Annotated in this window: 15 protein-coding genes and 1 tRNA gene; 1 reads left to right on the plus strand and 15 read right to left on the minus strand. The window is 64.0% G+C overall.

The genetic code is table 11. The features are described 5' to 3' along the window. Nucleotide 1 precedes the first annotated feature (1 nt). Genes R3F42_10340 through R3F42_10350 form a run of 3 tightly spaced genes read right to left on the minus strand, consistent with a single transcriptional unit; the run spans nt 2 to nt 3,203 of the window. Nucleotides 2-1,210: a cyclopropane-fatty-acyl-phospholipid synthase family protein gene (locus R3F42_10340; GenBank protein ID MEZ5542433.1), complete on the minus strand. Its 1,209-nt coding sequence runs from the start codon at nt 1,208-1,210 to the stop codon at nt 2-4. Further along, entirely contained in the window at nt 1,207-1,965 is a 759-nt protein-coding gene (locus R3F42_10345; GenBank protein MEZ5542434.1) for a DUF1365 domain-containing protein, read from the minus strand. Before R3F42_10345 ends, R3F42_10340 begins: the two co-directional genes overlap by 4 nt. Next, nucleotides 1,947-3,203: an FAD-dependent oxidoreductase gene (locus tag R3F42_10350; protein ID MEZ5542435.1), complete on the minus strand. Its 1,257-nt coding sequence runs from the start codon at nt 3,201-3,203 to the stop codon at nt 1,947-1,949. Before R3F42_10350 ends, R3F42_10345 begins: the two co-directional genes overlap by 19 nt. A gap of 168 nt (nt 3,204-3,371) precedes the next feature. On the opposite strand from R3F42_10350, the gene R3F42_10355 reads away from it, so the two are divergent. Next, the gene (locus tag R3F42_10355; protein ID MEZ5542436.1) at nt 3,372-3,536 is read left to right on the plus strand and encodes a hypothetical protein; all 165 of its coding nucleotides are present in this window, start codon (nt 3,372-3,374) and stop codon (nt 3,534-3,536) included. A 354-nt stretch (nt 3,537-3,890) separates the two neighbouring features. Here the strand turns inward: R3F42_10355 and R3F42_10360 are convergent. The 12 genes from R3F42_10360 to ruvB form a co-directional block, all read right to left on the minus strand. After that, nucleotides 3,891-3,966: transfer RNA gene (locus R3F42_10360), tRNA-Lys, on the minus strand. 375 nt (nt 3,967-4,341) lie between these two features. Then, nucleotides 4,342-5,604, minus strand: coding sequence for a YeeE/YedE family protein (locus tag R3F42_10365; GenBank protein ID MEZ5542437.1), 1,263 nt, complete (start codon nt 5,602-5,604; stop codon nt 4,342-4,344). A 295-nt stretch (nt 5,605-5,899) separates the two neighbouring features. Beyond that, nucleotides 5,900-6,586, minus strand: a complete 687-nt coding sequence (gene queC / locus R3F42_10370) for a 7-cyano-7-deazaguanine synthase QueC (protein ID MEZ5542438.1) — start codon at nt 6,584-6,586, stop codon at nt 5,900-5,902. Nucleotides 6,587-7,349: 763 nt separating this feature from the next. After that, the gene (queE, locus tag R3F42_10375) at nt 7,350-8,000 is read right to left on the minus strand and encodes a 7-carboxy-7-deazaguanine synthase QueE (GenBank protein ID MEZ5542439.1); all 651 of its coding nucleotides are present in this window, start codon (nt 7,998-8,000) and stop codon (nt 7,350-7,352) included. A 429-nt stretch (nt 8,001-8,429) separates the two neighbouring features. Then, nucleotides 8,430-9,260, minus strand: coding sequence for a tol-pal system protein YbgF (gene ybgF / locus R3F42_10380; protein MEZ5542440.1), 831 nt, complete (start codon nt 9,258-9,260; stop codon nt 8,430-8,432). Next, nucleotides 9,260-9,784 (minus strand): peptidoglycan-associated lipoprotein Pal, encoded by a 525-nt coding sequence (gene pal, locus R3F42_10385; GenBank protein ID MEZ5542441.1) that lies wholly within the window; start codon nt 9,782-9,784, stop codon nt 9,260-9,262. Before pal ends, ybgF begins: the two co-directional genes overlap by 1 nt. Before the next feature lie 164 nt (nt 9,785-9,948). Next, entirely contained in the window at nt 9,949-11,241 is a 1,293-nt protein-coding gene (gene tolB, locus R3F42_10390) for a Tol-Pal system beta propeller repeat protein TolB (GenBank protein ID MEZ5542442.1), read from the minus strand. Nucleotides 11,242-11,255: 14 nt separating this feature from the next. Continuing rightward, on the minus strand, nt 11,256-12,164 hold the full coding sequence (gene tolA, locus R3F42_10395; GenBank protein ID MEZ5542443.1) for a cell envelope integrity protein TolA: 909 nt from the start codon (nt 12,162-12,164) through the stop codon (nt 11,256-11,258). Between the two features lie 9 nt (nt 12,165-12,173). Then, entirely contained in the window at nt 12,174-12,599 is a 426-nt protein-coding gene (tolR, locus tag R3F42_10400) for a protein TolR (GenBank protein MEZ5542444.1), read from the minus strand. A 13-nt stretch (nt 12,600-12,612) separates the two neighbouring features. After that, nucleotides 12,613-13,299, minus strand: coding sequence for a protein TolQ (gene tolQ / locus R3F42_10405; protein ID MEZ5542445.1), 687 nt, complete (start codon nt 13,297-13,299; stop codon nt 12,613-12,615). Continuing rightward, nucleotides 13,300-13,698, minus strand: coding sequence for a tol-pal system-associated acyl-CoA thioesterase (ybgC, locus tag R3F42_10410; protein ID MEZ5542446.1), 399 nt, complete (start codon nt 13,696-13,698; stop codon nt 13,300-13,302). A 118-nt stretch (nt 13,699-13,816) separates the two neighbouring features. Next, complete coding sequence (gene ruvB, locus R3F42_10415; protein ID MEZ5542447.1) at nt 13,817-14,881, minus strand: Holliday junction branch migration DNA helicase RuvB; 1,065 nt, start codon at nt 14,879-14,881, stop codon at nt 13,817-13,819. Nucleotides 14,882-15,019 lie beyond the last annotated feature (138 nt).

Here is a 15,019-nt window from a genome sequence, read left to right on the forward strand (position 1 = left end):
CCTACGCCTCCCGCACCAGCTGCAATTGCGCGACATCGATACGCCCCTCGTCAAAGCCTGCCTCGCAATAGGCAAGGTAGAAACGCCAGAGACGTATGAAGGCGGTATCGAATCCCAACTGGCGCACGGCCCCAAGACTTGCCTCGAAAGCACGCCGCCAACGGCGCAGAGTCTCCGCATAGTCAGACCCGAAGGCCTCATAGCAGCCAATGCGAAAGCCAGCGGCACCGGCCAATTCCTGCAACCTGCCAGGTGCCGGCAGCATGCCGCCAGGGAAAATGTATTGCTGGATAAAGTCGGTGCCCTGACGATAACGGGCGAAATGTTCATCGCCAATGACTATGGTCTGAATCGCCACCCTTCCCTGCGGCTTCAGCAAGCTCTGCAGTTTATCGAAGTAGGTGGGCCAGTAGGCTTCACCAACCGCCTCGAGCATTTCGATGGAGACGATGTGGTCGTAGGTCTCATTGAGATCGCGGTAGTCCCGCAGTTCGAAACTCGCCAGCGCGCCCAGGCCAGCCCGGCCGATGCGCTCCCGAGCATAGGTGAGCTGACGACGGGATAGGGTCACACCATGCACCCGGATACCCTGCCTGGCGGCATACACGGCAAATCCGCCCCAGCCACAGCCGATCTCCAACAGTGAATCACCGGGGCATGCCCCGACCAGATCGATCATGCGCTGATACTTGGCTTGTTGAGCCTGGAGCAGCGTAATCCCGCTGCCCGCATCAAAGCGCGCAGCGGAGTAAGTCATGGACGGATCCAGCCACAACTCATAGAAATCGTTACCCAGGTCATAGTGGGCGCTGATATTGCGGGCACTGCCACGGCGTGAATTGCGCCGGAGCACATGCTTGAGCCTGTAGACCAGATTGAGAAGCGTGCTGCCATGGATGGCCCGTTCCAGCACGTCCTGATTGCGAATGCCCAGGCGGATGAGTGCGGCTGGATCGGAGGTATCGATGGAACCGTCCCGATAACACTCAGCCAGCCCTATATCGCCGTGGCGAAAGAGAGTGCGTAAGGCAGCCCAGTTTGACAGTTGCAGATCGGCATTTGGCCCTCCGCCCTCACCAAACCGCCAGATCTGTCCAGTGGGCGTGGTAAGCGTCAGTGTACCCTCTGCGATGCGGTCCAACAGTGATACCCACGGTTTGGCGATCCTTGGCAGCATGTGGATATCCAAGGTGGTTGAGATGCTGTTCATCTGGAAATCTCCTTGGCGGATGTTGCGCGGCGTTCGCATAGAGACAGACCGGCGCGCCAGAGCCTGAATGCCTGCCAATGGATGCGGAAAATCACCCCGAGTGTGAGCAAGGGTTGGCGCAGCAGGGCGGACAACAGGCTGCGGCTGGTGAGCGGCCTGGACTTCCCCCAGATGGCGGTATTGAGCTGCAGTTTTCCTTCGTTGAAGTAATCAATGGCCACCCGTGGCGTCTCGAAGTCGGTGTTGATCCTGAAGTCATAACCGCCCGCGACCGGATAGAAGGGGGAGACATACAGCACTTTTTCCGCATAAACTCCTTCGAAACGGCCGCTCTCCCGGTCAGGACGCAACAGGTAGCAGTGTCTCTCGCCAAAGGTGTTGTTGACCTCGGCGAGGATTGCGCCGACGCTGTCGTCGTCCCGCTGGCAGTACCAGAAGCTGACCGGGTTGAAGAGACAGCCGAAGACCCGGGGAAAGGTCTGCACCCAGATCGGTCCGTTGCAGTCTTCTACGCCTGCCTGCGCCAGCTGCGCCCCGACCCAGAGCCGAGGATCCCCGCCATCGCCGTGATCGGACTGGAGAAAGGCCAGAGGTCGCCAACGGTTGACACCGAACAGCCAGGAATCGAGCCGCTCGAGCTCGTCCAGCTTCAGCAGCAGGAAGAAGACCGGATAGACGAAGCGGTTCTGCACCGGATGGTGGCGATGGTGCATTACCCTGCCACTGACGACACGGCTCATAACACCACTGGCCATGGTGCCTCCACGCCGAAATCACCGGCGATACGCAGGGCCGATTTCAGACCATCCTCATGAAACCCGTAACCGCACCAGGCCCCGCAGAACCAGCTCCTGTTGTTACCCTGGATCCCGTCGAGGCGGGCCTGGGCATCGATGGCCTGCTGATCAAAAACCGGATGGTCGTAGTGAAAGCGGCGAAGCTCCTGGCGCGGCATTTGATCGGGCGCTGGATTCAGCGTCACCATCAGCGGCGTCTTGAAGGGCAGCCGCTGCAACCGGTTGAGAAGGTAGGTCACACAGACCGACCGTGACGCATCCCCCTGGGAGAGATAGTTCCAGGCCGACCAGAGGGATTCACGCCGCGGCAGGAAGCGCCGGTCCGTGTGCAGGATCGCCAGATTGGGCTGATAGCGCACGGCACCAAGGATCTCGCTCTCCCGGGCGTCCGGCTGCTTCAGGATTCGCAGCGTATCCGGCGCATGGGTCGCGAATATCACCGCATCGTATTCCGCGGTGCCATCCCTGCAGCGTACCTGCACCACGCCCTTGTCGCGCACCACCTCCCGCACCGGCTGATGGAGCCGAACATCCAGCCCGGACGCCATCTTCTCCACATAGCTGCGGCCGCCGCCTACGATGCTGCGCCACTGCGGCCTGCCTTCGATCTGCAACAGCCGGTGATTCAGACAGAAGCGTAAAAAGGTGGCGGCGGGGAAGCGCAGGATCTCCCACGGCGAGGCTGACCATATGGCGGCAGCCATAGGCAACAGATACGAGTTGCGGAAGAACTCGGAGTAACCGCGCACATCGAGCAGTTGGCCCAGGGTCGCGCGGCGTTGCTCGGACCACTGCAGCATCTGCGGGGCCCTGCTGTTGAATCTGATTATCTCCTGCAGCATGCGCCAGAAATGCAGGCGCAGCAGATTGCGCTTCTGACCGAAGACCGTGGCGATATTCGAGCCGGCCCATTCGATATCCTGGTCCGGCAGTCTGACGCTGAAGGACATGTCGCTCTCGTAAGTCTCGACCCCGAGGTGCTCGAACAGGCGGATGAGATTGGGATAGGTGAGGTCGTTGTGAACCAGAAACCCGGTATCCACCGGGTGACTCGCACCGTCCAGTTGCACATCCACCGTGTTGGTGTGACCTCCCAGATACCCGGCGGCCTCGTAGAGGACAATCTGGTGTCTCTGCTGTAACAGCCAAGCCGCCGACAGGCCGGCGATACCCCCTCCAATGACAGCGATTCTCATGGCCGACCCCGAATTTGTCCTATACAATTCTTGCTATTTTAACCTCCATTAGGGATTTTACAAGAGTTTGTACTAGACATTTATGCGGTTCTTGGCTAGAATAGTTTCCAACGGCCTTACTGAGAGACCGTTTTGTAGAGTACAAAATGAATCCACAGGAGAATTGCCATGTCAGCCTATGAACAGCAGATCCTTGCGACCGAACGCCTCTACGACAATCTGATCAGCGAGATCGAACAGCAGGATCCCAACATCCTGCATTCGGTGGTCACAGGCAGCCGGCTGCATCAAATCATCCACAATCCGGTGACCGAGGGTATCGACGAGGGGTAAGCAACATCGCACCTGAATGCCGTTGAGGGAATGGGGATGGTTACCCCATCCCCTTACCTCATGGCCCGGTCAGGGAGGCGTAACAGTCGTAGCTCGACTCACTCCGCAAGTACGCCGAGCGACAATAACCTCATGACACGCAGATAGGCTGCTGTTGTTTACACGGCGGGTTGATCGTGGATATTCCACCTGACGTTCACAGAGTCGTGCAAACAGCGAGCGAGTCTGCCCTGGCAGAGTTAAACGAGTGGGCATGCAATTCGTATGCGGACCATGCTTACCAAGCACTGAAAGTCCCGTTGACGCCGGCTTCGAATAAGCCACGCCGGAATTCATGATGACTGCAGACTATAATGGTGGGTCGTGTTGGATTCGAACCAACGACCATCGGATTAAAAGTCCGGTGCTCTACCAACTGAGCTAACGACCCGTATCTGGATGGCTGCTGCCGCGGGCGTCCTGAACAGGACGAGGGCATGATACCTTGTGGCGGGGAAATGGCAAGTGGTAGCCTGCATTTTCAAGGGGTTGCGGATCTCGTTCATTCACTTCGCCACTTCCGCACCGGAAATCAGCCCATTTGCACTTCTTGGGGCTGGGTCCCCTGGTCGCTCCAGGCATCCTCGGCAACTGCTCCTGCGCTGCTCTACCTCCTGCGACACTCGTACATCCCTGTACGTCGGTCGCTCCGGGCATCCTGCCCTCCTGCGACACTCGTACATCCCTGTACGTCGGTCGCTCCGGGCATCCTGCCCTCCTGCGACACTCGTACATCCCTGTACGTCGTGCGCGGGGACGACGGGTATCAGACCTTGTCGAGCTGGCGCAGGCCGTTGGGCAGCAGGCGCAGGTCGGCCAGGGTGGCGACCAGGGCTTTCGCGAAGGTCGCCTCGTCCTCGTACACCATCTTGTAGTAGGTCACCTTCATGGTCGCGGCGGCGCCGAGCACGATCGCGCCGAAGGTGAGGAACGAGCCGAGCGCGAGCGTGGAGATGCCGGTGATGGCCTGGCCGACGGTGCAGCCGAGCGCGAGCACGCCGCCGAAACCCATCAGGACGGCGCCGATGAAGTGGGCGAGGAAATCGTTGAACGAGCTGAACCACTCGATGCGGAAGCTGCGCGAGAGCAGTGACCAGAGCAAGGAGCCTGCGACCACGCCGAGGAAGGCCATCACGCCGAAGGTCAGCAGGCCGGTATCGAACTTCGCCGCTGCGTAACCGACGGTCTGACCCATCGGGCTGATGAAGGTGAACGACTGCGGGCTGAGCGGCCGCCCCTGGGCGGGCTTGCCCGCGTTCGAGTCCGCGTACATGTCCCACTGGTCGTAGTAGCCGGGCAGCGAGAGCAGTTCGCCGTCGGCGTCGATCTGGACGTTGCTGGTCACGTACCAGGCGGCCAGCACGGCGAGTCCGACGGCGAGCCCGCCGAGGATGTTGTCGAAACTGCCGCGGAACTCCGTGGACCGGAAGACGACGGCAAGCAGCACGAGCCCGATACCGGCACCGATCACCAGCCGTGCCATGCCCGCCGCCTCCGCACCGACCAGCGCGCCGAGGTCCTGGCTCGCGCCCACATTCACGACGAGCGGGTTCAGCCACTTGTAGAACAGCACGGTGTAGAGCGTCTGGTCGCTGCCCGGGAAGGGGTTGATCATGAAATACGCGATCACGCCGATGACGAGCATCACCATGATGGACTTGAGGTTGCCGCCGCCGATGCGGATCAGGCACTTGTTGCCGCAGCCGCTGGCCAGCGTCATGCCGATGCCGAACATCAGCCCGCCGAGCAGGTTCTCGGCCCACGCCAGCTGCCCGGCACGGTAGGGCGGGAAGGCCTTGCCCGGCTGCGCGAGCCCGAGCTGTTCCAGCACGACCACGCCGATGACGGCCACGGCGATCGCCAGCAGCCAGGCGCGGAAGCGCCCCGAGTCGCCCATGTTCACCAGGTCGGATACCGCGCCCATGGTGCAGAAGTTGGTCTTGTTGACGATGGCGCCCATGAGCAGGGCGATCACGAACGTCGACCACAGGAAAAAGGCTTGCGCCTCGGCGAAGGATTCGAAGGTCATGTATCTCTCCCGCGGGTGACCGGCTTGTGCGCTGCCGGATGGTCCGGCGTCACCCTTTATGTGTTGTCCTGCACCCCTGCCCCACACCTACCGGTAACAGGGTTTTATCTGCTTGATACTGCCGGGAAAGTGTATCCGCTTCGGGGTCGGGTGGCCAGCCGCCGGTGCGTGGATGCGAACTAAAAAAGGGGTCGGATCCCTTTTTCTTTAACCACTGCGTAACATGCAGTAACTCGCATAGAAAAAAGGATCCGACCCCTTTTTACGCCTACAGGTATCTCACGCGTCTTCAGGCTTATCGGTAGCGCGTGGGATCGGGCACGCCGGCGGCACGGAAACCCTCGGCACGCAGGCGGCAGGCGTCGCAGCGGCCGCAGGCACGGCCTGCTGCATCCGCCGCGTAGCAGGAGACGGTCTCGGCGTAGTTCACGCCGAGACCCACCCCGGTCCGGATGATGTCGGCCTTGCTCATGTGGATCAGCGGGGCATGGATATGGAAGGTGCCGCCTTCCACCCCGCCCTTCGTGGCGAGCTGCGCGAGCTTTTCGAAGGCGGCGATGTACTCGGGCCGGCAGTCCGGGTAACCAGAGTAGTCCACTGCGTTCACGCCGATGAAGATGTCCCAGGCGCCGAGCACCTCGGCCCAGCCCAGCGCCAGCGCGAGGAACACGGTGTTGCGTGCCGGCACGTAGGTGACTGGGATGCCCGCGCTCTCGCGGTCGGGCACGGCGATGGTGTCATCGGTCAGCGCCGAGCCGCCGATGGCATCGAGCCCGATGGGCACGACCTTGTGCACCACGCCGGCACCGGCTGCGACACGCTGCGCCGCCGCGAGCTCGGCATCGTGGCGCTGGCCGTAGGCGAGGCTGAGCGCATGGCACTCGAAGCCCTGCGCCTGCGCCAGGGCCAGCGTGGTGACGGAATCGAGCCCGCCGGAGAGGAGCACGACGGCCTTGGGCTTGTTGCTGAGAGATTCGAGCATAGAAGAATGATACCAAAGGAGAAAACATGTTCGGACACCATATCACGGCATTTGCTGATGACCTGAACGGGGATCTCAGGATAGTTACACCCGGTATTACGGATGCCTGATCGGTCGGACCAAGCGGAAGCCGGTATCCGGATATAACAAACCGGGGCGCACTGGATTCCGGCATGCGCCGGAATGACGTGTGGACAGGTGCGTTCCTGGCGCTAACCGACTTCGCCCGTCATTCCGGGCGGAGCGCAGCGGAGACCCGGAATCCACAGGCATAACTCCGGCTGCAACTGGATCCCGGCATACGCCGGAATGACGCATGACGATTCACAGGCCCAGGCTATCCGATTTCCGGCATGCGCCGGAATGACGTGCGGAGAGGTGCGTTCCTGGCGATGAACGACTTCGCCCATCATTCCGGGCGGAGCGGAGACCCGGAATCCACAAGCATAAATCCGGCTGCAACTGGATTCCGGCATGCGCCGGAATGACGCAAGATGATTCACAGGCTCAGGCTATTCGATTTCCGGCATGCGCCGGAATGACGTGTGGATAGGTGTGATCCTGGCGCTAACCGACTTTGCTCGTCATTCCGGGCGGAGCGCAGCGGAGACCCGGAATCCACAGGTATAAATCCGGCTGCAACTGGATTCCGGCATGCGCCGGAATGACGCAAGACGATTCACAGGCTCAGGCTATTCGATTTCCGGCATGCGCCGGAATGACAAAAATTCCGGATGTGTTCGCTGTGCGATACGATTATCCCTCACCGCCCCGGCGCTTCGCCCCAGAGATACTTGTGCAGCTGCACCTGCATCCGCACCGGCAGCTCGTCCGCGAGGATCCACTCGGCGAGTTCGGTCGCGTCCTGCTGGCCGAAGCTGGGCGAGAACACGATCTCGCAGCGGCTGGCGAGATCGTATTTGTGCAGCATCTCCACCGCCCAGTTGTAGTCGGCGCGATCGCAGATGACGAACTTCACCTGGTCGTGCGGCAGCAGCCGGTCGATGTTTTCGTAGCGGTTGCGTTCGACCTCGCCGGAACCGGGGGTCTTGAGATCCACGACCCGGATCACGCGCGGGTCGACGGCGCCGATATCGAGCGCGCCGCTGGTCTCGAGCGAAACGTGATAGCCGTAGTCGCACAAGCGCTGCAAAAGCTTCAGGCAGTCCTTCTGCGCCAGCGGCTCGCCGCCGGTGACGGTGACGTAGCGGGTACGGTGGCGGCGCACGCGCGCGACGATCTCATCGAGGCTCATCCACCCCCCGCCCTGAAAGGCGTATGTCGTGTCGCAGTAGCCGCAGCGCAGTGGGCAGCCGGTCAGGCGCACGAACACCGTCGGCCAGCCGCTGGTCGCCGACTCACCCTGCAGGGAATGGAAGATCTCGGTAATGCGCAGGCGCGGGGTGTCGGTCATGGGTTCCGGGACGCGGCACCGGCCGCGGGTGATATTCGGGAGGGAGATTCTAGCAGGCCCGGCGGGCGGGGGTGACGGGTCAGTCAGGATTCGAGCCAGGACCCCGGATGCCGTTCGCAGGCACGCCACATCCTGCCGTCCGACGGTCCGCAGGTGGCAAACAGGAGGAAGATACCAGCCGGCCCGGCGCGCAGGGATGATGGCAAGGCGGCAGGGTGCGGGCTGGATCCCCGCCGGCGCGGGGATGACTGTTCCGTTGTGTCAGGTACGTCAGGAAAGTCCGGGAATACGGTTAGATCATGAAGACAACGGGCAATTGCGCCGTGCACGCAGCCCCGGGCGCTGACCGCCCCCTCCCGCGAGGGAGGGGGCAGACATCTCTCTGTGTACGCTGCGGCGGCTGTTCTTTGCGCCTTGGCGCGAGACCTGTCAGTGTCCTTCCTTCTTCATGCGCGCGAGACGGTCGTTCGCGAGCCGTGCGGCGGTCGCGGCCGGATAGGTGCTCACCAGGCCCTCGAGTTCGGCGCGCGCCTTCTTCCAGTCCGCCTGTTCGTAGTAGATATAGCCGATCTTCAGGCGGCTGTCGGCCACCTTCGGGCTCTGCGGGTAGTTCGACACCAGGGCGTTGAAAGTCGACAGCGCCTGGCTGAAATCGCGCGTGACGTAGTAGGTCTCGCCCAGCCAGTAATAGGCATTGTCGGCAAGCGCGCTGCCCGGATGGTTGCCGATGAACTGCTTGAATGCGAGTGCGGCATCCGAATAACGCCCCTCGCGCAGGATCGCCAGCGCGGTATCGTACTCGGTCTGGGCCAGCGCCGGATCCACCGCCGCCATGGCCGGCGGCGGGCTGGTCGGCGGCGCGACGGGCGGCGGCGCACTGGTCGCCGGCGGCAGCAGCGCCGGAGACATGCTCTCCGCACCGCCCGGCAGGGTCGCTGCCGGCGGCAGCCCGACCTGTCCGGTTTCGAGCTGCTGCAGGCGGCGGTCGATATCCATGTACTGCTCGCGCTGCTGGCGCTTGATCTCTTCCAGGGTATTGGCCTGCAGCTCGATGCTGCCGCGCAGCTGCTGCAGGTCACGCTCCAGCTGATCGATGCGATTGAGCATGTCCACCAGTCCGCGTGCGTCCAGCTTGCGTTCGATGTTGTCGAGCCGCTCCGAGACCGACGCGGCCAGCGCGGCACCACCGCCACTGGTGGCGGCCGTGATCACGGCCGCCACCAGCAGGGACTTTACGGTCTTTTCAGCACGTACACGCATCACTGATACACGATTTCGACGCGGCGGTTCAGACGCCAGGCGGCATCGCTATGACCCTCGGCGGCCGGCTTTTCCTCGCCGTAGCTCACCACGGACAGCTGGCCGGGGGTGACGCCGTTCAGTTCCAGCAAGCGCTGCACCGACAGGGCGCGGCGGTCGCCCAGGGCGATGTTGTACTCGCGCGAACCGCGCTCGTCGGTATGGCCCTCCAGCGCGACCATCTGCCCCGGATTGGCGGCCAGGTAGGAGGCATGCGCCAGCAGCGTATCCTGGTCGGCCGCGGAGATCTCGGCGCTGTCGTAGTCGAAGTAGATCACGCGCCGCGCCAGCGGACTGTTCGGATCGTTCAGCGAATAACTGGAGAAGCTGGTCGCGCCGGCCGCGCCGCTGGTCGCGACCCCGCCGTCACCGCCCATGCTGCGATCCTCGACCGAGGCGCCGCCCTGCACGCCGCCCTTGGAACTGCATCCCGCCAGTACGGCAACCAGCACCACGAAAAACAGCCTGCTCATCTTAGCCATCATTGCATTGCTCCCGGGTTGATACCCATCAAGTGAATTGAAACTCTGTTTTACACGCTGCTGCGCAGTACGCAGTTCGCGCACCGTACATGGACGTACCAGTGCCGCGAGAGGGCAGGAAGCCCGAAGCGGCCATGCGTTGCGCTGCTGCAGGATCCGGCACGTCCTCACTCCGCGTACGGGGACCACGCCGGTTCGCGCACGTTGCCGGCCGTCAGCGAAAACCGCTGTTTGAAGCGGCCGTCCACCGACACCGCGGCCAGCACCTCGCGGTTGCCGTAGCCGGTGGCGTAGATAATCATACTGCCGTTGGGCGCGAAACTGGGCGACTCGTCCAGGCTGCCGTCGGTCAGTACGCGCAGGCGCCGCGTCTGCAGGTCGTAAACGGCGATCTGGTAACGCCCGCCCTCCCCGTGCACCAGCGCGATCTTACTCCCGTCCGGCGAGACGTCGGCACCGGCATTGTAGTTGCCATCGAAGGTCAGGCGTTGCGCGCTGCCGCCGCTGACGGCCATGCGGTAGAGCTGCGGCGAGCCGCCGCGGTCGGAAGTGAACACGAGGCTGCGCCCGTCCGGCATCCAGGTGGGTTCGGTGTCGATGGCGGCATTGTTGGTCAGGCGCCGCAGGTTGCCGCCGTTCACATCCAGCACATAGATCTCCGGGTTGCCGTCGCGCGAGAGCGTCAGCGCCAGCTGCCGGCCGTCCGGTGACCAGGACGGCGCGCCGTTGATGCCCTTGAACGAGGCGATCTTGCGCCGCGTACCGGTGCCGACCTCCTGGGTGTAGATCTCCGCAGTCTTGTTCTCGAACGTCACGTAGGCCACGCGGCGCGCATCCGGCGACCAGGACGGCGACATCAGCGGCTGCTGCGAGGTCAGGATGGTCTGCGGGTTGTAGCCGTCGGAATCGGCGACCAGCAGGGTGTAGGTCTTGTTCTTGCCGCTGCCGCTGGCGGTGACATAGGCGATCTGGGTGTTGAACGCGCCGCGCTCGCCGGTGATCTCCTTGTAGATGAGGTCGCTGATGTGGTGCGCCACACGCCGCAGATCACGCTGCGCGGTCGGAAAGCTGAAGCCGATCAGCTGCTGGCCGCGGAACACGTCGAACAGCTGGAACTGGACGTCGAAATTGCCGGTGCCGGCGGGCACGATCTTGCCGATCACCAGGTAGTCGACGTTGACCATGCGCCAGTTCTGGAACTGCACCTGGGTGGCCTCGGTCGGGTGCGCCACCAGATCGCGGTCCGGCAGCGATTCGAAGCGGCCGCTGCGGTTGAGGTCGGCGCCGATAATGGCGGAGATGTTCTCCGGCGCCGGGCCGGCGCCGCTCCAGCCGAACGGCACCACGGCGATCGGCACCGCGCCTTCGATGCCCTGGGTGATCTCGATGGTGAGCGCGCTGCGCGCCGGTCCCGTGATGAGCGCTAACAGCAACAGTACCGTGATTCGTGTGACTCGCATGGCTGGTCCGGTTCCTATCGTCCTGGATTGAATTTGAAATTGATCTCGCGGAAATGCTTGAACAGGGTCGCATCGCTCGGCATGGGCAGCGGCGAGGCCTTGAGCACCGCCGATTCGACCGAGCGGTCGAACACGGGGTCGCCGCTGCTCTGCACCACGCGCGCGCCGACGACCTCACCACCCGGGATCAGGCGCACGTTCACCACGCACACCAGACCCTCGGGGCTGCCGGGCGGGCGGATCCAGTTGCGCTGCACCTTCTGCTGTATGTACGGAATGAATTTCTCCAGTTCACTCAGTGCCCGGCGCTGTTCCGCCTCTTCCGCCAGCTGGGCCTGCAGCGCGGCCTCCGCCTCGCGGCGCGCCGCCTCCTCGGCCTTGCGCTTCGCCTCGGCAGCCGCCTTGGCCTTGGCCTCCGCTGCCGCCTTGGCTTTGGCCTCCGCCGCGGCCTTCGCCTTGGCTTCCGCGTCCGCCTTCTGCTTTGCCTCCGCCGCGGCCTTCGCCTTGGCCTCCGCTGCCGCCTTCTGCTTAGCCTCGGCCGCCGCCTTGGCCTTCGCCTCCGCTGCCGCCTGCTGCTTCGCCTCCGCCGCCGCCTTGGCCTTCGCCTCCGCTGCCGCCTGCTGCTTCGCCTCCGCCGCCGCCTTGGCCTTCGCCTCCGCCTGCTGTTTCGCCGCGGCCTCCGCCTGCTGCTGGCGGAGCTGCTCCTGCCGGCGCGCCTCTTCCTGCTTGCGCTGCTCGATCTGCTTCAGCGGATCCTCGCTGACCAGCTCCGCCTCGATCGGCACCTTCACCCCGGGCGGGCGCGCGATCTTCGGCGTCCAGTCCAGGCCGATGATCAGCAGCGCCAGCAGCACCAGGTGCATCAGCACCGCATAGGTTACGGCGCGCGGGCTCTCGCGAATGGCCTTCCAGATTGCCAGCATAAACGGCGCTCAACGCTCCGGCGGTTCCGTCACGAGACCGACCTTGGGAATCTCCGCCTGCTGCAACAGCACCAGTGTCGCAACCACCGCGCCGTAGTCCACGCTGTGGTCGCCGCGCACCAGCACGCTCTTGCCGGGCTGGCGCCGCAGTACGGCCGCGATGTTGTTGACCAGCGTGGCGCCGTCGACGGGACGTTCGGGTGCATCGCCCACGTTGAGATACATGTTGCCGGCGGCGTCGACACTGACCACCAGCGGCTCGTTGTCCTGGTCGGGCACCGGCTCGGCATCCGCCTGCGGCAGCTCCACGCTCACGCCCTGGGTGAGCAGCGGTGCGGTCACCATGAAGATGACGAGCATCACCAGCATCACGTCGATGTAGGGCACGACGTTGATGTCGGCCATCGGCTTCTTGCGTACGCGGTTGCGGGCCATGGTCTACGCTCGGTCAGGCGGCCCGCTCGGGCTGTGCCTGGCGGTGCAGGATGGTGGAGAATTCCTCCAGGAAATTGTCATAGCGGTTGATCAGCCGTTCCACGTCGTTGGAATAACGGTTGTAGGCGATGACCGCGGGTATCGCCGCGAACAGACCCATGGCCGTGGCGATCAGCGCCTCGGCGATGCCAGGCGCCACCATCGACAGCGTCGCCTGCTGCGCGTTGCCCAGGCCGCGGAAGGAATTCATGATGCCCCAGACCGTGCCGAACAGGCCGACGTAGGGACTGGTGGAACCGACCGTGGCGAGAAAGGACAGGTGCGTCTCGAGGTCGTCGGTCTCGCGCGATAGCACCACGCGCATGACGCGCTGCGCGCCCTCCACCACGCTGCGCGAATCGCTGCCGGTCTGCTTGCGCAGGCGCGCGAATTCGCTGAAGCCGGCCTGGAAGATGCCGGCCATGCCGATGGCCTCGTCCGGCCGCGCCGAGATCTCGCGGTACAGCGCGGCCAGGTCGCCGCCCGACCAGAAGCGGTCCTCGAAGGCGTCTGCCGCGGCCTGCGCCGCCTTGAGCGCCGAGCGCCGCCGGAAGATCATGGTCCAGCTCGCCATGGACACACCGAGCAACAGCAGCATGACCAACTTGACCACCGTGCTGGCGCCCATGATCAGGTGGAAAAACGACATGTCCGTCGACATTCAGAGCTCCTTGAGGATGAAATCGGGTAGCGGTTTCGGCCGGAATGTGTCCGCATCGACGCAGGCGATCCGCACCGTGCCGCTGCACAGCAGACGCAGATCGTCGGCGTGCGTGATGTCCTGGCGGAAGGTCAGGCTGGCACGACCGACCTCCTGCACGACGACGCTCACGTCGAGCTGCGCGTTGAACCGCGCCGGCAGCAGATACTCGACATGTACGGAACGCACGGCGAACAGCAGGCCGTGCTCCGCCCGCAGCCAGTCCTGTTCGTAGCCGCGCGCGCGCATCCACTCGGTCCGCGCGCGCTCCATGAAGCGCAGGTAATTGGCGTAGTAGACCACACCGCCACTGTCGGTATCCTCGTAGTAGACGCGCACGCGCCACTGGAATCCGGTCACGGGTTCCCCTCGAACCAAACCGTTAGTGACACCGGAAAACCCAATAAATTCCGATGCGAGATGGTGTTGTCATGCAGGCGGTGTGTCAAGCTGTCGGGATACAGCGACAGAGCGGATTTCAACGTGCGCCGTCTCCGCTGGTGTTGGCCTCGAACAGTGCAAGCGCATCCCCAATCTGGTGCGCCGGCGGCGTCAGCCCGCAGTGCAGGTAGGCATTGCGCGTGGCAACGCGGCCGCGCGGCGTGCGCATGAGATAGCCCTGCTGGATCAGGTACGGTTCCAGCACGTCCTCGATGGTGCCGCGCTCCTCGCCGATGGCGGCGGACAGGTTGTCCACGCCGACCGGGCCGCCGCCGAACTTCTCGATGATGGTCGTGAGCAGCTTGCGGTCCTGGGTGTCGAAACCGGCCTCGTCGACATTGAGCAGATCCATCGCCGCCGCGGCCACCGCGCGCGTGATGAAACCCTCCGCCTTCACCTCGGCGTAGTCCCGCACCCGGCGCAGCAGGCGGTTGGCGATGCGCGGCGTGCCGCGCGAGCGGCGCGCCAGTTCCAGAGCGCCCGCGGCGTCGATGCCGATACCGAGGATGCCGGCGGCGCGCACCAGGATCGTGGCCAGGTCCTGCCTGTTGTAGAACTCCAGGCGCTGCACGATCCCGAAACGGTCGCGCAGCGGCGAGGTCAGCAGTCCCGCGCGCGTGGTCGCGCCGACCAGGGTGAATGGCGGCAGGTCGAGCTTGATGGAACGCGCCGCCGGCCCCTCGCCGATCACGATGTCGAGCTGGAAGTCCTCCATCGCCGGATACAGGATCTCCTCCACCACCGGGCTCAGGCGGTGGATCTCGTCCACGAACAGCACGTCGTTGGGCTCGAGGTTGGTCAGCAGCGCGGCGAGGTCGCCGGGGCGTTCCAGCACCGGCCCGGAGGTGTGGCGCAGGTTGGCGCCGATCTCGTTGGCGATGATGTGCGCGAGCGTGGTCTTGCCGAGCCCCGGCGGACCGAAGATCAGGGTGTGGTCGAGCGCGTCGCCGCGGCCGCGTGCCGCCTGGATGAAGATCTCCATCTGTTCGGCGACCTGCGGCTGTCCCACGTAGTCGGCCAGGCGCTGCGGCCGGACGGTACGGTCGAGCACCTCGTCCTCGCGCGAACCCTTGGGGGTCACCAGGCGGTCGGCTTCAATCATGATGGGCTAGTGTCCGTGAGGCTGCTGCAGTAATCAAGCCAGGGAAACCCGAGTCATGCGTCGTTGCACGGCGCTGCATTCCGCGGCGATCCCCAACTGGCTGGTTCATAGTATGAGATTGCGTCGCTGCGCTCGCAA

Source organism: Pseudomonadota bacterium, from assembly GCA_041395565.1.
Classification (GTDB): domain Bacteria; phylum Pseudomonadota; class Gammaproteobacteria; order UBA9214; family UBA9214; genus UBA9214.